Here is an 18,370-nt window from a genome sequence, read left to right on the forward strand (position 1 = left end):
GTGATCACGCCCCGCGCCGGATAATTTGAACCATTTGCCTTGCTCGCCCGTAGTTCTCCCCGATGCCGCCGCCCCTTCGAGCGGCCGTCGATGGAGAGACGACATGAAGATGATCCGTACCGCCAGCTTCGCCACCGTATCCGCCGCCGCCCTGCTGACGCTGGCCGCCTGCGGCAACAATGAAACCAAGGTGGAGAAGGCGCCGGCTGACGCCATGCCCGCCGAACCGGCCGCCATGGCGCCCGCGACCACCGAGCCCATGGTCGGCGGCGTGGCCATGAACCCGGCCGACAACATCGTCACCAACGCCGCCAAGGCTCCGAACCTGACCACCCTGGTCGCCGCGGTTCAGGCGGCTGGCCTGGCCGCCACCCTGCAAGGTCCCGGCCCCTTTACCGTCTTCGCCCCTGACAACGCCGCCTTCGAGAAGATTCCGGCCGCCACGCGCGAAGGCCTGATGAAGCCGGCTGAAAAGGCCGCCCTGACCAAGATCCTCACCTATCATGTCGTGCCCGGCCGCCTGACCGCCGCCGACATCGCCGCCGAGGCCCAGAAGGGCGGCGGCACCGCCACCCTGACCGCGGTTCAGGGCGAGAAGTTGATGGTCAAGGACGCTGGCGGCGGCAAGTGGACCATCACCGACGCCAAGGGCGGCACCTCGACCATCACCCAGGCCGATGTCGGCCAGTCGAACGGCGTGGTCCACGTCATCGACACGGTGCTGATGCCGAAATAACGACGGCGATCGCCTGAAATAGAAGAAGGGCCGCTGCCGTCGCCGGCAGCGGCCCTTCTGAATTCGGTCGGTTGGAACCGAGACCTATTCGCCGGCGCGGATCTGTTCGCGGGCGATAGAGGCCAGTTCATCCATCTTGGAGCGCAGTTCGCCCTCGGACACGGTCAGGCCCGAGCCCTTGAAGTCGCCGGCGACCTTGCGGAAGACGTCTTCTTCGCCCGGTTGCTCGAAGTCGGCGCGCACCACGGCGGCGGCGTATTGCTCGGCGCTGTCGGCCGACAGGCCCATCTTCTCAGCCGCCCACAGGCCCAGCATCTTGTTGCGACGCGCGATGGCCTTGAACTCTTGTTCCTGATCGAGGGCGTATTTGGACTCGTAGCCCTTTTCCCGATCGTCAAAGGTCGTCATGCGCGTCGTCACTCCAGTGGCGGACAGAATTTGGGTCCGCATCGCCGTCTATAGCCCCCTCGCCTGCGAACGCAACTGGACTCGCCGTCGCGGTTCCGAACGCCGCCCTGCTGGAGGATATTTGTGTCACAGACGCCCTTCGGCTAAAGGGCGTGCGATCTTATATAGCCGTCGTCGATTCAGGATCGCGCGCCCACAGACGCCGGGCCGCGCGTTTTTCGTTTTAAGACAGTCTGTTTTCTTCCCTTTCGGGACACGACCATGAATTCCAAGCGCAAGAAGATCTACGAAGGCAAGGCCAAGATCCTTTACGAGGGTCCCGAGCCGGGCACGCTGATCCAGTATTTCAAGGACGACGCGACCGCCTTCAACGCCCAGAAAAAGGCGACGCTGGAAGGCAAGGGCGTGATCAACAACCGCATCAGCGAGTTCATCATGTCGCGCCTGAACGGCATCGGCGTGACCAACCACTTCATCAAGCGTCTGAACCTGCGCGAGCAACTGATCCGCGAAGTCGAGATCATTCCGCTGGAAGTCGTCTGCCGCAACATCGTCGCCGGCAGCCTGGCGACGCGCCTGGGCCAGGAAGAGGGCACCGCCCTGCCCCGTTCGATCATCGAATTCTACTACAAGAAGGATGAGTTGAACGACCCGATGGTGACGGAAGAGCACATCACGGCCTTCAACTGGGCCACGACCCAGGAGCTGGACGACATCCTGGCCATGACGGTCCGCGTCAACGACTACCTGTGCGGCATGTTCGGCGCCGTCGGCATCACCCTGGTGGACTTCAAGATCGAGTTCGGCCGGGTGTGGGAAAACGACTTCGCCCGCGTCATCCTGGCTGATGAGATCAGCCCGGACAGCTGCCGTCTGTGGGACACCGCCACCGGCGAGAAGCTGGACAAGGACCGCTTCCGTCGCGACATGGGCGATGTGATCGAAAGCTACACCGAGGTGGCCCGCCGCCTCGGCATCATGAAGGATATGCCGACCGTGATCCAAGGGGGACTGCACTAATGGCCAAGGTGAAGGTTCACGTCTTCCTCAAGCCCGGCGTTCTGGACGTGCAGGGCAAGGCCGTTGAAGGCGCCCTGCAGGGTCTGGGCTGGGCCGGCGTCGCCAACGCCCGCGTCGGCAAGATGATCGAGTTCGATCTCGACGACAGCGTGTCCGACAAGGAAGCCGAGGTGAAGCGAATGTGCGACACCCTGCTGGCCAACACGGTCATCGAAAGCTACCGGATCGAAGTCGCCTGACATGATCCTGCGGCCCGAAACGGAAACGGATCGGGCCGCAATCCAGGCTCTGACGGCGGCGGCCTTTGACGGCCATCCGCACAGCGACGGCTCTGAGCCGCGCATCATCGAGGCCCTGCGCGACGCCGGCGCCCTGACCTTGTCGCTGGTGGCCGAGGTCGATGGACAGGTCGTCGGCCACGCCGCCTTTTCCCCCGTTGAATGGCCCGGCCAAGGCGACTGGTTCGGCCTCGGCCCGGTGTCCGTCGCGCCGGACAGCCAGAACCAGGGCATAGGCCGCCAACTCATTGAAGCGGGACTGGACGACCTGCGCCGACGCGGCGCGCGCGGCTGCGTCGTCATGGGCGAGCCGGCCTATTATGGTCGCTTCGGCTTTGTCCAAGACCCGCGCCTGACCTATCCCGGCCCGCCGCCGGACTATTTCATGGCCCTGGCCTTTGGGGCTATCGAGGGATCAGGCGAGGTGCGCTACCACCCCGCCTTCGGCTGAGGCTATCCCTCTTCAATCCTCCCCCGTTCACGGGGGAGGGGAACCGCGAAGCGGTGGAGGGGGCGGAAGCAAGCGCGGCCCTGCCAAGTGCCTCATGCCCAGCAACGTCAGAATTCATGCTGTAGCGCCCCAACTCGCCCCCTCCACCATGCTCCGCATGGTCCCCCTCCCCCGCTTCGCAGGGGAGGACTACGGGCTACTCGCACAGGTAATCCCGACTTAACGGCACGGCGGTCTGCTGCTTGGTCAGCTGTAGCTGGAAGACCATGTGGCCCAGTTCGCGGAAGGCGACCTCGCTGGCGGCGAGGTAGAATTCCCACATCCGGCAGAAGCGCTCGTCGTAAAGGGTCAGGGCTTCCTCACGCCGAGCCAGGAACCGCGTCCGCCAGATCCTCAGCGTCTCGGCGTAGTGCAGGCGCAGAACCTCCATGTCCGTGACCCACAGGCCCGCGCGCTCGATGGCCGGCATGACCTCGGACAGGGCCGGGATATAGCCGCCGGGGAAGATGTATTTGCGGATGAAGGGCTGGGTGCGGCTGGGCGGGGTCTTGCGCCCGATGGAATGGATCACCGCCACCCCGTCGTCCGCCAGCAGACGCGCCACGCCGTCGAAATATTCCTGATAGTTCGGGGCCCCGACGTGTTCGAACATCCCCACCGAGATGATGCGGTCGAAGGTCTGGTTCAGGTCGCGATAGTCTTGCAGCCGGAACTCGGCCCGGTCGGCCAGGCCCCGCGCCGCCGCGCGTTCGTTGGCGGTGCGGTGCTGTTCCGTCGACAGGGTGACGCCGGTGACGCGCGCGCCGCGCTCGGCCATCGACAGGCCAAGTCCGCCCCAGCCGCAGCCGATGTCCAGCGCGCTCTGCCCCGGCGTCAGCAGCAGCTTGTCGATCAGTCGCCGCTTCTTGGCGGCCTGGGCCTGATCCAGGGTGGCGTCCGGCGTTTCGAAGAAGGCGCAGGAATATTGCAGGTCCTCGTCGAGGAAGAGGCGATAGAAGTCGACCGTCAGGTCATAGTGGTGGTGGACGTTGCTGCGGGCGTGCAGCCGGTCGTTGGCCTGCTCGGCGCTGCGCCGGATGCGTTGCAGCAGGGTCAGTTTTCCGCCGCGTGGACGGATCGCCAGTTGCGACGTGGTCAATTGCAGGAAGGCGTAGATGTCGCCGCCCTCGACGCGGAAACGCCCGTCCATGAATGCCTCGCCCAAGGCCAGGTCAGGGTTGGCGGCGATGGCCAGAGCCGTCTTCGTGTCTTCGATCACCACCGTCAGTTCCGGGGCGCCCGGCCCCGCCGTCAGTTCACGCCCGTCCGGCAGACGCACCCGAACGGCCCGCGTCACGAAGGTCCGGTCGAGAAGGGATTGCAGCATCCGGCTCTCCGCGCTTTGAACGACGACCAAGCTTGGCTAGGAACAGACTGTCGCAGCGCAACGGTGTCAAACCCTGACCGTTCCGTTCACGGCCAAATGAAGCAAAGGGAGCGCCGCCATGACCTTTACCCTGACCTCCGCCGATTTTCGCGACGGGGACGCCCTGCCCGACGCTCAGGTCTATGCGAAGGGCAACACCGCGCCGCAGTTGTCCTGGACCGGCGCGCCCGAGGGCACGAAGAGCTTCGCCATCACCTGCTATGACCCCGACGCCCCGACCGGCTCGGGCTTCTGGCACTGGACGGTGGCCAACATCCCCGCCGACGTGACCGAGCTGGCGGCCGGCGGCGCCCTGCCGCCCGGCGCGGTCGAGGGACGCACCGACTTCGGCGCGCCGGGCTTCGGCGGCGCCGCCCCGCCCCCCGGCCACGGCCCGCACCGCTACATCTTCACCGTCTTCGCCGTGGATACGGACCGACTGGACGTGACGCCGGACAACTCGGGCGCCGTCTTCGGCTTCAACCTGCATTTCCACACCCTGGCCAAGGCCTCGATCACGGCCGTCTATGAGAACACCGGCGGGTGACGACAGCGACGCTGGATCACGACCAGAGACTGGCGGCGGTGCCTGACCTCTACCGCCGCCTGATGGCCCAACCTCTGCGTCCGCTGACGCGGGCGCGCCTGCCCGCGGCAGGGGCGGTCTATGTCTTCTATCAGGAGGACGAGCCGGTTCATGTCGGCAGTCCGCCCTATCTGGAAGAGCGGCGGATGCTGGCCCCCTCGCTTCGGGTTTCGCTGGCCGCCCGTGTGGAAGAGCCGGGCGGCGGCGGCGTCCCCAGGGTCAGCATCAGCGAGCCTGCGCCCCGCCCCGGTCATCGCAAGCCGATCGAGGCGCGCTGGCTGCCCCTGACCGATGATCGCGATCGCCTGCTGCTGGAGCTCTACGCCGCTCAGACCCTGGGCGTGTCGGTGTCGCATCCCAAGGTGCGGGCCCAACTGGTCGAAGCCTGAGCCCCCTCACGTACAAAGCGTGATCGCGCGATCGTCCAGCCACGGTTGCGCCCCCGGCCCCGGCTCCTATTTTGCGACGCAGTAAAGTTTGTTGCATTGCGATCGTTCATGGCCCCCACCGACGCCGCCGCCTGTATCGACGACCGCATCCCCGCGCCGTCGTCCGCCACGCAGACGCTCGTCGCCCCCGGCAAGGTGGCTCTGGTGCTGCTGGCCCTGGCCATGGGCGGCTTCGCCATCGGCGTGACCGAGTTCGCGGCCATGAGCGTCCTGCCCGACTTCGCAGCGGGTCTGGGCGTCGATGAACCCACAGCCGGCCATGTCATCAGCGCCTATGCCGCCGGCGTGGTGGTCGGGGCGCCGATCCTGGCGGTGCTGGGAGCGCGGCTGCCGCGCTGGCTGCTGCTGATCGGCTTCATGGCCCTGTTCGCGGTCGGCAATGCGCTGAGCGCCATCGCCCCCAACTATGAGTGGATGCTGGCCTTCCGCTTCCTCAGCGGCATTCCTCACGGGGCCTATTTCGGCGTGGCGGCCCTGGTGGCGGCGTCGCTGGTGCCGCTGCGCCTGCGCACCCGCGCCGTCTCGACCATCTTGCTGGGCCTGACCGTGGCCACCGTCATCGGCGTGCCGGTCGCCACCGCCGTCAGCCACAGTTTCGGCTGGCGCTGGACCTTCGCCATCGTCAGCGTCCTGGCGGTCGTCGCCATGGCTCTGGTCGCCCTGTTCGCGCCGCGCGACCCGGCCCATGCCGACGCCAGCCCCCTGCGGGAGCTGGGCGCCCTGAAGCGCGGACAGGTCTGGCTGACGCTGGGCGTCGGGGCCGTCGGCTTTGGCGGCATGTTCTCGGTCTATGCCTATCTGGCCTCGACCCTGACCGCCGTGACAGGCGTCGGGCCCGAGGTCCTGCCCTGGGTCTTCGCCATGTTCGGTCTGGGCATGATGAGCGGCAACCTGCTGGGGGCCTGGGCCGCCGACCGTTACGGCATGAAGGCGGCGGGCGGACTGCTGCTGTGGAGCGTCGCGGCTCTGGCCCTCTATCCCTTCGCGGCCCCGCACCTGTGGGCCATGCTGATCGTGGTCTTCCTGATCGGCGGCGGCGGGGGTCTGGGCTCGGTGCTGCAAACCCGGCTGATGGACGTGGCCGGCGACGCGCAGACATTGGCCGCCGCCCTGAACCATTCGGCCTTCAACACCGCCAACGCCATCGGCCCCCTGCTGGGCGGCATGGCCGTGGCGGCGGGCTGGGGCTGGACCTCGACCGGCTGGGTCGGGGTCGGCCTGTCGCTGGGCGGTTTTGCGGTCTGGATCGTCGCCTGGCTGACCGGAGGCAAGACGGGTCAAAGCCACGCCTGACATCCTGAACAATTGATGCTAGGAGGCCCGCCCATGAGCGCAGCCGTCATCGTCTTCCCCGGATCCAACTGTGATCGCGACTGCAAGGTCGCCATCGAACGCTCCACTGGCGAGCAGGTCGAAATGGTCTGGCACGCCGAGACCGAGCTGCCGAAAGGCCTCGATCTGATCGTCCTGCCGGGCGGCTTCTCCTACGGCGACTATCTGCGCTGCGGCGCGATGGCGGCCCAGGCTCCGATCATGCAGGCCGTCAAGAAGGCCGCCGACGATGGCGTCGCCGTCCTGGGCATCTGCAACGGGTTCCAGGTCCTGTGCGAAGCCGGCATGCTGCCGGGCGCCCTGCTGAAGAACGCGGGTCTGAAATACGTCTGCAAGCCCATCAGTCTGACCGTCGCCAACGGCCAGACCCGCTTCACCGCCGGTTATGAAGGCCAGCGCGAGGTGGTCATGACCCAGGGCAATGGCGACGGTAACTACTTCGCCGACGCCGAAACCCTGGCCCGTCTCGAGGGCGAGGGCCAGGTGGTCTTCCGCTACTTCGACAACCCCAACGGCTCGGTCGCCGACATCGCCGGCATCCAGAACGCGCGCGGCAATGTGCTGGGCATGATGCCCCACCCCGACCGCGCCTTCGAAGCCGAGCTCGGCAGCGCCGACGGCGCCACCCTGTTCCAGAGCATCTACGCCGCGGCCTAAACCCCGAGCTTCGGCGCACCGCCCCCGCTTGCGTCGATGACGGCGAACAGGGCCCGGATCAGGTCCTGTTCCTCCGCGGTGATCTCGGGCTTCCACACATCGAAGATCAGGATGGTGCGGTCCTGGCCGCTGGCGTTCCAGGCCTCGTGCTCGATGGTGTCGTCGAAAGCCCAGGCCTGACCCTCGCGCCATTCCCGTTCCTCGCCGCCGACACGGAAATGCGATCCGGGCGGGGCGATCAACGGCAGATGGCAGATCAGGCGCGTATTGATCAGGCCGTGATGCGGCGGGATCTTCGCGCCCGCCTGCAGCTTCGAGAACAGGATGGACGGCGAGCGGCCGGGGATGCGGCAAAGGGGCGCCGCCGCCAGCGCCTTCATCGTCTCGGGACAGCGGGCGGCGACCTCGGGAACCTCGGCCCCGTCCTTCCACAGGAAGACCGCGCTCCAGGCGGCGTTGTCCAGCATCCCGGCCTGGTCGTTCTTCGGTCGATTAGCGCGATCCTCGACATAGGGGGCGAACAGGGCGGGCTCAGCCAGGACCGCGTCCAGTTCGGCGCGGATGGCGGGCGCTGCCGTCTCGACCTCGGCCAGCCAGGAGATCGTCTCGCGCGACTGAAACTCGATCTGCGGAAGGCCCGGAAGCATGTAGAATTTAGGCTGCTGGTAGTAGAGCCGCCGCCTGCCCGTCATCAGGTCCAGCGAGGCCGCGAACCGCGTGCTGGACGAGGCGGGATCGAAGCCGCGCGCTTGCAGCCCGTCACGCAGCCCCTGCTCGAACCGCTTCACCCCCTCGGCCTGGGCGCGAGCCGCGCGGTCCAGTTCCGCGCGCAGATCAGGCGGAGGCGAATCGATGAGGCGCCCGTGGGCCAGGGCGGCGCCGTAGAAGGTCATGGCTGAACGATGATCCCCCTGCCCCGCCAAGGCGTCGCCCTTTAGCACCAGGGCGCGAGGCTCGCGCGGATGGAGGCGCAGCAACGCATCGGCGGCGACGCCCAGAGCAGCAACATCTGCCCGCTCACGCGCAGCGCGTGCTTGCGCAAGCAGGGCCTGGGTATCGTTCAGACGAACATCGCTCATGGAACGAAGGAACGATGCCGCATCAACGCCGTCAAGGGCCGTCGGGTCAGGCGTCGGACGCCTTGTCCAACTGTTGCTTGTCGTCGGCGCGGCCGGTCCTGCCGCGGTCCAGGACGCTGGCGCTGCGGCCCAGTTCGTCGGCCTCGATCTCAGGTTCGATCGGTTCGCCGTCTTCATCGAGCGCGCGCTCCAACGTGCCCGCTTCGCCGGATTCCCCGATCGCGGCCAGTTCGCGGGCGCCGACGCCCAGGCCCTGTTCCAGGGCGCGGTTGGTCTTGACCTCGTCGGTTTCGAGGGCCGGGTCTTCCGGCAGGTTGTCGGGGTCGGCCATGGCGCGTCTCCTTTGATTAGCGTCTCCTGATCTAAGCGGGGCGCAAGCCCGGCGGTTCCGATGAACCATTCCGGTCGCTGGCGCGTAGTGAAGGTGAAGCTTCACCGGGATCGCCGCCATGTCCGCCATCGAACGCCCCACCCCCGCCCAGAGAACCCGTCGACTGGTGGTGCTGGCCGCCGCCGTCTTCGCCGTCGCGGTTCCGGTCGTGCAGAGCCTGGGCGGCTTCGGCCTGTCGCAGGCCGAGTTCGCGGCGGACGGAAATCAGACGCTACGTGTGGCGGGCTACGCCTTTTCCATCTGGGGCGCGCTCTATCTGGGCCTGTTGATCTACGCCGGAAGACAGGCCCTCCCCCAGACGGGCGAGAGCGTGCTAATCAATCGAATGGGCTGGCCGTCGGTCGTCGCCTTCTTCGGCATCGGTCTATGGATCGTCGCGGCGGCCCTGAACCTGAAGGCGGCCAGCGTGATCATCATCTTCGCCTCGCTGCTGGCCTTGCTGGTTCCGATACTGGCCAGCGGCAAGACCATCCGTTCGACCGGCCCGATGGACCGCGACCGCTGGTTCCTGATCTGGCCCCTGGCGGCGCTGGCCGGATGGCTGACCGTGGCCGCGCCGCTGAACCTGATCACCACGGCGACGGCCTTTGACGCCCTGCCGGCCTTTCTGTCGCCGACCGGCTGGGCCATCGCGGCGATTGTGGCCGTGGTGCTGGTCGGGGCGGCGGTGACGGCGAGCTTGCGCACCCTGGCCTACCCCCTGCCCATCGCCTGGGGCCTGGTCGGCGCCTTCGTCGCGGAACAGGAGCGGAATCCGGTGCTTGGCTTCACCGCCCTGGGCGCCGCCTTCCTGCTGGTGGTCGCCGCCGTCATCCTGGTCTTCGGCCTGAAACGCGGGATCGAGCGCGCCCGCTGAAGGGACGGGCTGACAGGAGGCTCAGACCCGGCTAGAAGCCCCGCCCATGAGCGCTCCGCAAAAGACCACCGCAGAATTGGCCGCTGAATACGGTCTGGCTCCGAACGAGTATCAGGTCCTGCTGGACCGGCTGGGTCGCGAGCCCAACCAAGTCGAGCTGGGCGTCTTCTCGGTCATGTGGTCCGAGCACTGCTCCTACAAATCCTCCAAGAAGCAGTTGATGAAGTTCCCGGTCACGGGACCGCGCGTCATCTGCGGTCCGGGCGAGAACGCCGGGGTCATCGACATCGACGACGGCGACGCCTGCATCTTCAAGATGGAGAGCCACAACCACCCCTCCTATATCGAGCCCTATCAGGGCGCGGCGACGGGCGTGGGCGGCATCATGCGCGACGTCTTCACTATGGGCGCCCGCCCGGTGGCCCTGCTGAACGCCCTGCGCTTTGGCGATCCCTCGCACGAGAAGTCCAGACATCTGGTCAAGGGCGTGGTCGCCGGCATCGGCGGCTATGGCAACTGCGTCGGCGTGCCGACGGTCGCGGGCGAGACCAATTTCCACAAGGGCTACAACGGCAACATCCTGGTCAACGCCATGTGCGTGGGCATCGCCAAGGCCGACGAGATCTACTACTCGGCCGCGCCGAAAGCCGGTCATGACGTGGTCTACTTCGGCTCCAAGACGGGCCGCGACGGCATCCACGGCGCCACCATGTCCTCGACCGAGTTCGACGACGAGTCGGAGGCCAAGCGCCCCACCGTCCAGGTCGGCGACCCCTTCGCCGAGAAGCTGCTGATCGAGGCCACGCTGGAGCTGATGGCCTCGGGCGCCGTCGCCGCCATTCAGGATATGGGCGCGGCGGGTCTGACCTCGTCGTCCGTGGAGATGGCGGGCAAGGGCGGCGTCGGCGTCGAGCTGGACCTCGACCAGGTGCCCCAGCGCGAAGAAGGCATGACCGCCTATGAGATGATGCTGTCGGAAAGCCAGGAGCGGATGCTGGCGGTCCTGAAGCCGGGCTTCGAGGACGTCGGCTATCGCATCTTCCAGAAGTGGGGTCTGGACTTCGCCGTCATCGGCAAGACCACCGACACCGGCCATCTGGTGCTGCGTCACCACGGCGAGGTCGTCTGCGACGTGCCGCTGGCCCCGCTGTTCGACGACGCCCCCCTCTATGACCGCCCCTGGGTCCAGCCCGAACTGCAGCCGCGCCTCGACCCGGCCGAGGTCCCGGCCCCGGAAAGCTGGAACGACGCGGTCCTCAAGGTCATCGCCTGCCCCGACATGGCGTCCAAGCGCTGGATCTGGGAACAGTACGACCGTCACGTCATGGCCGATACCCTGCAGGACTCCTCGACCGGCGCCGACGCCGGCGTGGTCCGCGTCCACGGCACCGACAAGGGTCTGGCCGTGACCAGCGACTGCACCCCGCGCTATGTCCAGGCCGACCCCTATGAAGGCGGCAAGCAGGCCGTGGCCGAGGCCTGGCGCAACCTGACGGCTGTGGGCTCGCGCCCCATCGCCATCACGGACAACCTCAACTTCGGCAACCCGCAGCGCCCCGAGATCATGGGCCAGATCGTGCGCGCCACCGACGGCATGGCCGAGGCCTGCCGCGAGCTGGACTTCCCCGTCGTCTCGGGCAACGTCAGCCTCTATAACGAGACCAACGGCGTCGCCATTCCGCCGACCCCGACGGTCGGCGCAGTCGGCCTGCTGACCAACTACGACGTGACCACCGGCTTCGGCGGCGTGGCCGAGGGCGATGTCCTGGTCCTGATCGGCCAGACGCACGGCGAGCTGGGTTCGTCCATCTATCTGCGCGAGGTTCTGGGCCGCGAAGACGGCGCCCCGCCGCCGGTCGACCTGAAGCTGGAAAAGAAGACCGGCGACTTCGTGCGCGGTCTGATCGAGGGCGGCGAGCTGACGGTCGTTCACGACCTGTCGGACGGCGGTCTGGTCGGCGCCGCCGCCGATCTGGCCCTGGCCTCGGACGTCGGGATCGAGCTGAACGCCTCCAGCGCGACCCACGCCCACGCCTTCCTCTTCGGCGAAGATCAGGCCCGCTATCTGGTCGCCGTGTCGGACGCCGAAGCCCTGCTGGCGAAAGCCAAGGACGCCGGTCTGCACGCCTCGGTCGTCGGCGTCGCCAAGGGCGCGGACTTCGCCTCCTCGGGTCCGAAGGGCGAGCTCTACCGTATCCCCGTCGCCCACCTGCGCGAGTTCCACGAAGGCTGGATGCCGAACTGGATCGAAGGCTGATGCGCCTGCGCGCCGTCGCCTTCGTCGTCGCTGGCGCGGCCCTCACGGCCGCCTGCGACTTCGAGGGCGGCGACCCGGTTCAGCACGCCCTGCGCGACGCCTCAGCCGCCCGGCAGGCCGCCGCGCTGAAGACCACCGAAGAAGAAGCGGCGTCCCGCCCCTCCGCCGAAGCCGGCGACGAACTGGCTCGCCTGATCGCGGCGCGCCGTCAGGCCGTCGCCGACACCCGCGCCCTGCTGGCGACGACCACCGACCCCGCGCTGAAAGGCCAGCTGACCGGCGACCTGCGCGCCGAGGAAGGCCGACTGCGGGCGCTGGAAGCCCAGCAGACAACGATGATGCGCGACGCGGCGCCCTCGCAATAAGAGGCGAAGCCCCTTCTTTTTGACACTATAGTCAATACATATGAAGCGAGCCTGAGAAGGAGCGCTCCATGACCGACGCCGCCGCCTCGACTTTCCGCCCCTGGACGCCGCCGCGCCGGACCCAGAGGATGAGCCTGCCGCACTTCCTGTGGCAGAGCTGGCGTGATCCGCTCCAGATCTGGAGCCAGGCCCACTTCACCGAACTCTACATCGACGGGGCCTCGCCGCTGGGCAAGACCCTGGTGGTCAGCGATCCGGCGGGCGTGCGCCACGTCCTGACCGACAACGCCGCCAACTATGAGAAGGGCGACCTGCAACGCCGCGTGCTGGGCCCCATGCTGGCCGACGGTCTGCTGCTGACCGAGGGCGAACAGTGGCGGCGCGCCCGGCGCATCATGGCCCCCCTGTTCACCCCCGCCCATACGGCCCGCACCGCCGAGGCCATGGACCGGGTCTGCCGCCGCCGCGTCGAGGGCTGGCGGCTGGAACACGGCGCGCGGGTGCTGAACATCGACAGCGAGATGAGCGGGCTGACCTTCGACATCCTGTCGGCGGCGCTGTTCTCGGACGATCTGGACGGCGACGCGGCGGGCTTCGAGAAGGCGCTGAACCATTTCCTGGCGGTCGGGGCGCGGATCAGCCCGCTGGACGCGCTAAAGGCCCCCGACTGGATACCGCGCCTGGGCCGGGTGGCCTCGGGCGGGGACGCGCGCTTCTTCAAGGACCGCGTCGACGCCCTGGTGGCGCGGCGCCGGGCGCGGATCGAACAGGACGGCGACGCCCCCGAAGACCTGCTGACCGCCCTGCTCAGCGCCCGCGACGAGGAGGGCGACGGCTCGGGTCTGTCGGACCACGAGGTGGCGTCCAACATCCTGACCTTCATTCTGGCCGGGCATGAGACGACGGCGCGGACCCTGGGCTGGACCTTGCACCTGATCAGCCGCGACAAGCGCGTGGCCGATATCCTGAAGGCGGAAGCCGACGGCTGGGACCGCAGCGCCGCAGGACTTCGCGACCTGCACTGGCACCGGGCGGTGATCGAGGAGGCCATGCGCCTGTTTCCGCCCGCCCCGGCCATGATCCGGCAGGCCGTGGCCGACGACGTGATCGGCGGGCATGAGGTCAAGGCCGGTCAGAGCGTGCTGATCGTGCCCTGGGTCATCCATCGCCACGAAAAGCTGTGGGACGAACCCGACGCCTTCCGCCCCGAACGCTTCCTGCCCGAGAACCGCAAGTCGATCGACCGCTACGCCTGGCTGCCGTTCAGCGGCGGTCCGCGCATCTGCATCGGCGCCGCCTTCGCCATGCAGGAGGCCATCATCGCCCTGGCCGAAATCCTCAAGGTCGCCGAGGTCGAGGCCATCACCCCGGTCGAACCCCGCCCTGTCCATCAGGTGACGCTGCGCAGCCAACGGACCATGCGGCTGCGGCTGAGGGCGCGGCGGGACCGGCCAGTCGCAGCCTAGACCTGCGGGATCGCCTGGCTCAGACGCCCGCCGACGCGGATGGCTTCGACCCGCGTCGCCAGACCCGTGCGGTCGTCGGTCTCGACGAAGACGCCGCAGATGGTGGCCGGGCCGCTGGCGGGGACGTAGCGTCCGCCGGACAGCCGCGTGGTGAAGCGGCGCAGGGGCTCTTCCTTGTCGTTGCCGATGACCGAGTCATAGTCGCAGCAGCCGCCGGCGTCGGTCTGATAGGCCGTGCCGTGGGGCAGGATCTGGGCGTCGGCGGTCGGGACGTGGGTGTGGGTGCCGACCACCAGGCTGGCGCGGCCGTCGCAGAAGTGGCCCATGCCCATCTTCTCGCTGGTGGCCTCGGCGTGCATGTCGACGATGACGGCGTCGGCGACGACGCCCAGGGGTGCAGCCTCCAGCTCGCGCTCCACGGCGCTGAACGGGTCGTCCATCGGGTCCATGTGGATGCGGCCCAGGACATTGATGACCAGCACCCGACGGCCGTCGGCGGTCACGAAGACGTCGGCGCCGCGACCCGGCGCGTCCATCAGGCGCGGATAGTTGGCGGGGCGGATCAGGCGCGGCTCGCGCACAATATAGGTCAGGGCCTCGCGCTGATCCCAGCTGTGGTTGCCCAACGTCAGGACATCGGCCCCGGCGGCGAAGATCTCGCGCGCCGTGTTCTCGGTGATGCCGAAGCCGCCTGCGGCGTTCTCGGCGTTGACCACCACGAAGTCGAGTTTGAGGTCGCGCCTCAGCCCCGGAAGATGATCCGAAAGCCCATCGCGCCCGGACTTGCCGACCACGTCACCGAAAAATGCCAGTCTCATTGGACGGCTCTATAGCCCTTCTCGGTCAAAACGCCATGCAGGCGCATGTCATGAGGCTCCAGCGCCAAGCGCTCGACCTCCTGCCCCGCATAGGCGAAGCCGACGCGCACCGCATTCGGCAGGACTGCGAAGGTCCGGTCGTAATAGCCCCCGCCCTGCCCCAGCCGCCCGCCGTGGGCGTCAAAGGCCAACAGCGGCGTCAGGATCAGGTCAGGCGTGACAGTCTCGGTCAGCGGCAGGGGCGCGGGACAGCCGGCGGCGTCCAGCTCCAGCGGCTCGCCCGGCGTCCAGGCGCGAAAGATCATGGCCGCGTCGCGCTCGATCACCACCGGCAGGCAGAGGCGTCGCCCCGCCTGATGCAGGGCGACGGCCAGGGCGTCCGTGTCCAGCTCCGACCCCATGGCGCGATAAAGGGCGACGGTTTCGCCGGACGGCAGGGCCTCGGCGTGCCCGGCGGCGCGCTCGGCGGCTTCGCTATCGGCCTCGGCCAGCCGCTTGCGCAGGGCGCGCATCGAGGCGCGGAGTTCGTGTTTGGAGATCATGAGGATTCTCTAGCCGACTTGCGCGAGAACACCCATCAATCCTCCCCCGCTTCGCAGGGGAGGATCACTCGCGCTCAAGCAGCAAGGCCCCGCGGGCCGAGCGATAGCGCAAAAAGGCGCTCAAGCCGCGAGCGACCGCATCGCGAGCATAGCGCACAACCGCGCTCAAGCAGCGAGCCGCCGCGCGGCGAGCGATAGTGCAAAAAAGAGTGAGGGTGGCGGCGCCGCGAGAGCCGTGAAGAACGTTTAAATCCTCTCGACCTGGGTAGCCAGGTGGGCTCCATATGACCAAGCCCTCGAGCCCGGTCAGGGACAGATCCCTTAGAGTGAATTAAGGTCAGAAGGATATGTTGTCTTCGACGTGAGCCGCAGCAGGACCCGCCGTTGGACAAGATAGGCGGTCCGAAGCGTTTCAACAATGGCGAACCGCTCACTCTTTCCTCCCCATTCGTGGGGAGGGGGACCGCGTAGCGGTGGAGGGGGCGGCGCAGAGGGCTGACGTGGAGTCGCCCCCTCCGTCTCGTCGGCTGCGCCGCCGATCCACCTCCCCATTCGCGCCGCGAACAGGGAGGAAAGAGCAGGTTCAGATCGTCTGGCAGATCTTCTCGATACGCGCCGCAACCGCGTTCAGCGCCTCGGCCACGCCGTCTCCGGCGGGCGGCGGCGCGGCCTTTTGCGGGCCGTCCTGGGCCGCCGGGCCCTGGCCGTTCTCCAGCCGCTGCCGCGCTTCGTGCAGTTCATCGGCCAGCATCAGCGAGGCCATCAGGAACAGGCGCAGGTCGCCGACATGGCCGACGTCGCCGGCGATCTGACGCACATGGCTGTCGAACTGGCGGGCGAGGATGCGGACGCGCTCCTCCTGGCCGTCGGCGCAACCGACGGCGTAGGAACGGCCGTTGACCTCTACTGTAACGGTCGCCATCAGCGCGCCTCCTGTTCGGCCAGAACCTCGCGCACGGCCTCGGCCGCGCGGCCCAGGGCCTCGGCCGCGTCACGGCCCGCGGCCTCCAGTTCCGCGATGCGCACCAGGTCGGCGGCGTTCGACGCCCGCGGCGCGAACAGGTCGTCATCGGTGATGGCGGGGGCGGTGGCCGGACGCGCCTTCAGCTCCAGCACCCTGCGTTCCAGCAGGGCCAGGGCCTTGTCGATGCGTGTCTTTGCGGCCGTAACGGCGTCCATTGGGGTCCTTTCGTCCAGATTCCGTATAGAACCTGTGCGCGCGTCGGGGTAAAGCGGCGCCGCCCCGCTATATCCTGTTTCCTGAGGAAAGGTCTCGCCGTGACCGACGCCCAAGCTGCATTCGCCAAGCCTTCGCCCAAGCAGATGGCGGACGCCATCCGCGTCCTGGCCATGGACGGCGTCGAAAAGGCCAAGAGCGGCCACCCCGGCATGCCCATGGGCATGGCCGACGTCGCCACCGTCCTCTATTCGAAATTCCTGAAGTTCGACGCCAGCCGCCCCGACTGGGCCGACCGCGACCGCTTCATCCTGTCGGCGGGCCACGGCTCGATGCTGATCTACAGCCTGCTGCACCTGACGGGCTACAAGGACGCGACCAGGGAACAGCTGGAGAACTTCCGCCAGTGGGGCGCCAAGACCGCCGGCCACCCGGAATATGGTCACATGACCGGCATCGAGACGACCACCGGCCCCCTGGGTCAGGGCATCGCCAACTCGGTCGGTTTCGCCCTGGCTGAGCGCCACCTGGCCGCCCGCTTCGGCTCGGATCTGGTCGACCACCGCACCTGGGTCATCGCCGGCGACGGCTGCCTGATGGAAGGCGTGTCGCAGGAAGCCATCGCCCTGGCCGGTCGCCTGAAGCTGAACAAGCTGTGCGTCATGTGGGACGACAACGAGATCACCATCGACGGCAAGGTCTCCCTGTCGGACGCCACCGACCAGCTGGCCCGCTTCAAGGCCTCGGGCTGGGCGGTCAAGGCCATCGACGGCCACGACCACAAGCAGATCCAGAAGGCTCTGGCCTGGGCGACCAAGCAGTCCAAGCCGACGCTGATCGCCTGCAAGACCAAGATCGGCAAGGGCGCCGCCACGATGGAAGGCAGCCACAAGACCCACGGCGCCGCCCTGGGCGCGACCGAGATCGCCGCCACGCGTCAGGCTCTGCACTGGCCCTTCGCGCCCTTCGACCTGCCGGAAGGCGTCCAGAAGGCCTGGGCCAAGGTCGGCAAGCAGGGCGCCAAGACGCGCAAATCGTGGGAAGCTCGCCTGCTGAACCACGCCCAGCGTGACGACTTCACCCGCGCCATGGCCGGCGACCTGCCGACCGGCGCCTTCGAGGCCCTGGACGCCAAGCTCAAGGAACTGGTTTCGAGCCAGCCTGCCCTGGCCACGCGCCAGTCCTCGGGCGAGGCGCTGGAGACGGTGTTCAACGCCATCCCCGAACTGATCGGCGGCTCGGCCGACCTGACCGGCTCGAACAACACCTTCGTCAAGAACACCCAGATCCTCGACGCGCCCGACTACGCCGGTCGTTACGTCAACTGGGGCGTGCGCGAGCATGGCATGGCCTCGGCCATGAACGGCATGGCCCTGCACGGCGGCGTCATCCCCTACGCCGGCACCTTCATGGTCTTCTCGGACTACAGCCGCCCGGCGATCCGCCTGGCCGCCCTGATGGGCGTGCGCGTGGTTCACGTCCTGACCCATGACTCGATCGGTCTGGGCGAAGACGGTCCGACCCACCAGCCGGTCGAGCATCTGGCGGCCCTGCGCGCCATCCCCAACCTGATGGTCTTCCGCCCTGCGGACACCGTCGAGGCGCTGGAGTGCTGGCAGGTCGCCCTGCAGCACAAGAAGACGCCGTCGGGCATGTGCCTGTCGCGTCAGAAAACCCCGGCGGTCCGTCTGACCGACGCCGGCGAAAACCTGTCACGCAAGGGCGCCTATGAGCTGAAGGCCGCCAACGGCGCCGCGAAAGTCACCCTGTTCGGCACCGGCACCGAAGTCGCCCTGGCGCTGAAGGCGGCTGAAACTCTGGAGGCCGAAGGCGTGCCGACCCGCGTGGTCTCGGTGCCCTGCTTCGAACTGTTCGAGCAGCAGCCCAAGGCCTATCAGGACGCCGTCATCGGCCGCGGCACCGTCCGCGTCGCCGTGGAAGCCGCGATCAAGCAGGGCTGGGAACGCTTCATCGGCGAAGACGGCGGCTTTGTCGGCATGACCGGCTTCGGCGCCTCGGCCCCGGCCGAAGTCCTCTACCGCGAGTTCGGCATCACCGCCGAGGCCGTGGTCGAAGCCGCCAAGGCCCGGCTGTAAG

21 protein-coding genes and 1 other RNA gene are annotated in these 18,370 nt (G+C 67.9%); 13 read left to right on the forward strand and 9 right to left on the reverse strand.

The window, feature by feature from the left end; translation table 11 throughout:
- Positions 1–103: 103 nt before the first annotated feature.
- On the forward strand, positions 104–736 hold the full coding sequence (locus P0Y52_10850) for a fasciclin domain-containing protein (GenBank protein ID WEK57036.1): 633 nt from the start codon (positions 104–106) through the stop codon (positions 734–736).
- Between the two features lie 84 nt (positions 737–820).
- Here P0Y52_10850 and P0Y52_10855 read toward each other — a convergent pair whose 3' ends face one another.
- Entirely contained in the window at positions 821–1,144 is a 324-nt protein-coding gene (locus tag P0Y52_10855; GenBank protein WEK57037.1) for a DUF1476 domain-containing protein, read from the reverse strand.
- Positions 1,145–1,405: 261 nt separating this feature from the next.
- Between P0Y52_10855 and P0Y52_10860 the strand changes: the two genes are divergently transcribed.
- From P0Y52_10860 to P0Y52_10870, 3 genes are read left to right on the forward strand one after another with little or no spacing between them, the layout of a single operon-like run.
- On the forward strand, positions 1,406–2,164 hold the full coding sequence (locus P0Y52_10860; GenBank protein ID WEK57038.1) for a phosphoribosylaminoimidazolesuccinocarboxamide synthase: 759 nt from the start codon (positions 1,406–1,408) through the stop codon (positions 2,162–2,164).
- Entirely contained in the window at positions 2,164–2,403 is a 240-nt protein-coding gene (purS, locus tag P0Y52_10865) for a phosphoribosylformylglycinamidine synthase subunit PurS (protein WEK57039.1), read from the forward strand. Before P0Y52_10860 ends, purS begins: the two co-directional genes overlap by 1 nt.
- Before the next feature lies 1 nt (position 2,404).
- On the forward strand, positions 2,405–2,893 hold the full coding sequence (locus P0Y52_10870; GenBank protein ID WEK57040.1) for an N-acetyltransferase: 489 nt from the start codon (positions 2,405–2,407) through the stop codon (positions 2,891–2,893).
- A 196-nt stretch (positions 2,894–3,089) separates the two neighbouring features.
- Here the strand turns inward: P0Y52_10870 and P0Y52_10875 are convergent, their stop codons facing one another.
- On the reverse strand, positions 3,090–4,259 hold the full coding sequence (locus tag P0Y52_10875; protein WEK57041.1) for a cyclopropane-fatty-acyl-phospholipid synthase: 1,170 nt from the start codon (positions 4,257–4,259) through the stop codon (positions 3,090–3,092).
- A 118-nt stretch (positions 4,260–4,377) separates the two neighbouring features.
- On the opposite strand from P0Y52_10875, the gene P0Y52_10880 reads away from it, so the two are divergent.
- The 4 genes from P0Y52_10880 to purQ all read left to right on the forward strand — a co-directional run bounded on the left by P0Y52_10880 (position 4,378) and on the right by purQ (position 7,322).
- Positions 4,378–4,845 carry a YbhB/YbcL family Raf kinase inhibitor-like protein gene (locus P0Y52_10880; GenBank protein WEK57042.1) on the forward strand — a complete coding sequence of 156 codons (468 nt, stop codon included), beginning with the start codon at positions 4,378–4,380 and terminating at the stop codon, positions 4,843–4,845.
- Entirely contained in the window at positions 4,842–5,273 is a 432-nt protein-coding gene (locus tag P0Y52_10885) for a hypothetical protein (protein WEK57043.1), read from the forward strand. The genes P0Y52_10880 and P0Y52_10885 overlap by 4 nt, the downstream gene beginning before the upstream one ends.
- A 108-nt stretch (positions 5,274–5,381) precedes the next feature.
- A complete protein-coding gene (locus tag P0Y52_10890; GenBank protein ID WEK57044.1) occupies positions 5,382–6,626 on the forward strand; it encodes an MFS transporter in 1,245 nt (414 codons plus the stop codon).
- A gap of 33 nt (positions 6,627–6,659) precedes the next feature.
- Positions 6,660–7,322, forward strand: coding sequence for a phosphoribosylformylglycinamidine synthase subunit PurQ (gene purQ, locus P0Y52_10895; protein WEK57045.1), 663 nt, complete (start codon positions 6,660–6,662; stop codon positions 7,320–7,322).
- Here purQ and P0Y52_10900 read toward each other — a convergent pair.
- Together P0Y52_10900 and P0Y52_10905 are read right to left on the reverse strand one after the other, a co-directional pair.
- On the reverse strand, positions 7,319–8,401 hold the full coding sequence (locus tag P0Y52_10900; protein ID WEK57046.1) for an aspartyl/asparaginyl beta-hydroxylase domain-containing protein: 1,083 nt from the start codon (positions 8,399–8,401) through the stop codon (positions 7,319–7,321). The genes purQ and P0Y52_10900 overlap by 4 nt on opposite strands.
- Positions 8,402–8,447: 46 nt before the next feature.
- Positions 8,448–8,732 carry a hypothetical protein gene (locus tag P0Y52_10905; GenBank protein WEK57047.1) on the reverse strand — a complete coding sequence of 95 codons (285 nt, stop codon included), beginning with the start codon at positions 8,730–8,732 and terminating at the stop codon, positions 8,448–8,450.
- 118 nt (positions 8,733–8,850) lie between these two features.
- Between P0Y52_10905 and P0Y52_10910 the strand changes: the two genes are divergently transcribed.
- From P0Y52_10910 to P0Y52_10925, 4 genes are all read left to right on the forward strand, one after another.
- Positions 8,851–9,648 carry a hypothetical protein gene (locus tag P0Y52_10910; protein ID WEK57048.1) on the forward strand — a complete coding sequence of 266 codons (798 nt, stop codon included), beginning with the start codon at positions 8,851–8,853 and terminating at the stop codon, positions 9,646–9,648.
- Between the two features lie 46 nt (positions 9,649–9,694).
- Positions 9,695–11,905 (forward strand): phosphoribosylformylglycinamidine synthase subunit PurL, encoded by a 2,211-nt coding sequence (purL, locus tag P0Y52_10915; GenBank protein ID WEK57049.1) that lies wholly within the window; start codon positions 9,695–9,697, stop codon positions 11,903–11,905.
- Entirely contained in the window at positions 11,905–12,270 is a 366-nt protein-coding gene (locus tag P0Y52_10920; GenBank protein WEK57050.1) for an indole-3-glycerol-phosphate synthase, read from the forward strand. The genes purL and P0Y52_10920 overlap by 1 nt, the downstream gene beginning before the upstream one ends.
- A 68-nt stretch (positions 12,271–12,338) precedes the next feature.
- Entirely contained in the window at positions 12,339–13,736 is a 1,398-nt protein-coding gene (locus P0Y52_10925) for a cytochrome P450 (protein ID WEK57051.1), read from the forward strand.
- Here the strand turns inward: P0Y52_10925 and P0Y52_10930 are convergent.
- The 5 genes from P0Y52_10930 to P0Y52_10950 all read right to left on the reverse strand — a co-directional run bounded on the left by P0Y52_10930 (position 13,733) and on the right by P0Y52_10950 (position 16,275).
- Positions 13,733–14,554 (reverse strand): TIGR00282 family metallophosphoesterase, encoded by an 822-nt coding sequence (locus P0Y52_10930; GenBank protein WEK57052.1) that lies wholly within the window; start codon positions 14,552–14,554, stop codon positions 13,733–13,735. The genes P0Y52_10925 and P0Y52_10930 overlap by 4 nt on opposite strands.
- Positions 14,551–15,096, reverse strand: coding sequence for a 5-formyltetrahydrofolate cyclo-ligase (locus P0Y52_10935; GenBank protein WEK57053.1), 546 nt, complete (start codon positions 15,094–15,096; stop codon positions 14,551–14,553). The genes P0Y52_10930 and P0Y52_10935 overlap by 4 nt, the downstream gene beginning before the upstream one ends.
- A 217-nt stretch (positions 15,097–15,313) precedes the next feature.
- Positions 15,314–15,474: non-coding RNA, 6S RNA (gene ssrS, locus P0Y52_10940), on the reverse strand.
- A 205-nt stretch (positions 15,475–15,679) separates the two neighbouring features.
- Complete coding sequence (locus P0Y52_10945) at positions 15,680–16,018, reverse strand: cell division protein ZapA (GenBank protein WEK57054.1); 339 nt, start codon at positions 16,016–16,018, stop codon at positions 15,680–15,682.
- Positions 16,018–16,275 (reverse strand): hypothetical protein, encoded by a 258-nt coding sequence (locus P0Y52_10950; protein WEK57055.1) that lies wholly within the window; start codon positions 16,273–16,275, stop codon positions 16,018–16,020. Before P0Y52_10950 ends, P0Y52_10945 begins: the two co-directional genes overlap by 1 nt.
- A 144-nt stretch (positions 16,276–16,419) precedes the next feature.
- Here P0Y52_10950 and tkt point away from each other — a divergent pair, with 144 nt between their 5' ends.
- Positions 16,420–18,369 carry a transketolase gene (tkt, locus tag P0Y52_10955; GenBank protein ID WEK59485.1) on the forward strand — a complete coding sequence of 650 codons (1,950 nt, stop codon included), beginning with the start codon at positions 16,420–16,422 and terminating at the stop codon, positions 18,367–18,369.
- Position 18,370 lies beyond the last annotated feature (1 nt).

The sequence above is a fragment of the Candidatus Brevundimonas phytovorans genome (assembly GCA_029203145.1).
Lineage (GTDB): Bacteria > Pseudomonadota > Alphaproteobacteria > Caulobacterales > Caulobacteraceae > Brevundimonas > Brevundimonas phytovorans.

Coding starts and splice junctions, on each gene's coding strand:
- P0Y52_10850 (WEK57036.1), top strand. CDS start 104: ATGAAGATGATCCGTACCGCCAGCTTCGCCACCGTATCCGCCGCCGCC.
- P0Y52_10855 (WEK57037.1), bottom strand. CDS start 1,144: ATGACGACCTTTGACGATCGGGAAAAGGGCTACGAGTCCAAATACGCC.
- P0Y52_10860 (WEK57038.1), top strand. CDS start 1,406: ATGAATTCCAAGCGCAAGAAGATCTACGAAGGCAAGGCCAAGATCCTT.
- purS (WEK57039.1), top strand. CDS start 2,164: ATGGCCAAGGTGAAGGTTCACGTCTTCCTCAAGCCCGGCGTTCTGGAC.
- P0Y52_10870 (WEK57040.1), top strand. CDS start 2,405: ATGATCCTGCGGCCCGAAACGGAAACGGATCGGGCCGCAATCCAGGCT.
- P0Y52_10875 (WEK57041.1), bottom strand. CDS start 4,259: ATGCTGCAATCCCTTCTCGACCGGACCTTCGTGACGCGGGCCGTTCGG.
- P0Y52_10880 (WEK57042.1), top strand. CDS start 4,378: ATGACCTTTACCCTGACCTCCGCCGATTTTCGCGACGGGGACGCCCTG.
- P0Y52_10890 (WEK57044.1), top strand. CDS start 5,382: ATGGCCCCCACCGACGCCGCCGCCTGTATCGACGACCGCATCCCCGCG.
- purQ (WEK57045.1), top strand. CDS start 6,660: ATGAGCGCAGCCGTCATCGTCTTCCCCGGATCCAACTGTGATCGCGAC.
- P0Y52_10900 (WEK57046.1), bottom strand. CDS start 8,401: ATGAGCGATGTTCGTCTGAACGATACCCAGGCCCTGCTTGCGCAAGCA.
- P0Y52_10905 (WEK57047.1), bottom strand. CDS start 8,732: ATGGCCGACCCCGACAACCTGCCGGAAGACCCGGCCCTCGAAACCGAC.
- P0Y52_10910 (WEK57048.1), top strand. CDS start 8,851: ATGTCCGCCATCGAACGCCCCACCCCCGCCCAGAGAACCCGTCGACTG.
- purL (WEK57049.1), top strand. CDS start 9,695: ATGAGCGCTCCGCAAAAGACCACCGCAGAATTGGCCGCTGAATACGGT.
- P0Y52_10920 (WEK57050.1), top strand. CDS start 11,905: ATGCGCCTGCGCGCCGTCGCCTTCGTCGTCGCTGGCGCGGCCCTCACG.
- P0Y52_10925 (WEK57051.1), top strand. CDS start 12,339: ATGACCGACGCCGCCGCCTCGACTTTCCGCCCCTGGACGCCGCCGCGC.
- P0Y52_10930 (WEK57052.1), bottom strand. CDS start 14,554: ATGAGACTGGCATTTTTCGGTGACGTGGTCGGCAAGTCCGGGCGCGAT.
- P0Y52_10935 (WEK57053.1), bottom strand. CDS start 15,096: ATGATCTCCAAACACGAACTCCGCGCCTCGATGCGCGCCCTGCGCAAG.
- P0Y52_10945 (WEK57054.1), bottom strand. CDS start 16,018: ATGGCGACCGTTACAGTAGAGGTCAACGGCCGTTCCTACGCCGTCGGT.
- P0Y52_10950 (WEK57055.1), bottom strand. CDS start 16,275: ATGGACGCCGTTACGGCCGCAAAGACACGCATCGACAAGGCCCTGGCC.
- tkt (WEK59485.1), top strand. CDS start 16,420: ATGGCGGACGCCATCCGCGTCCTGGCCATGGACGGCGTCGAAAAGGCC.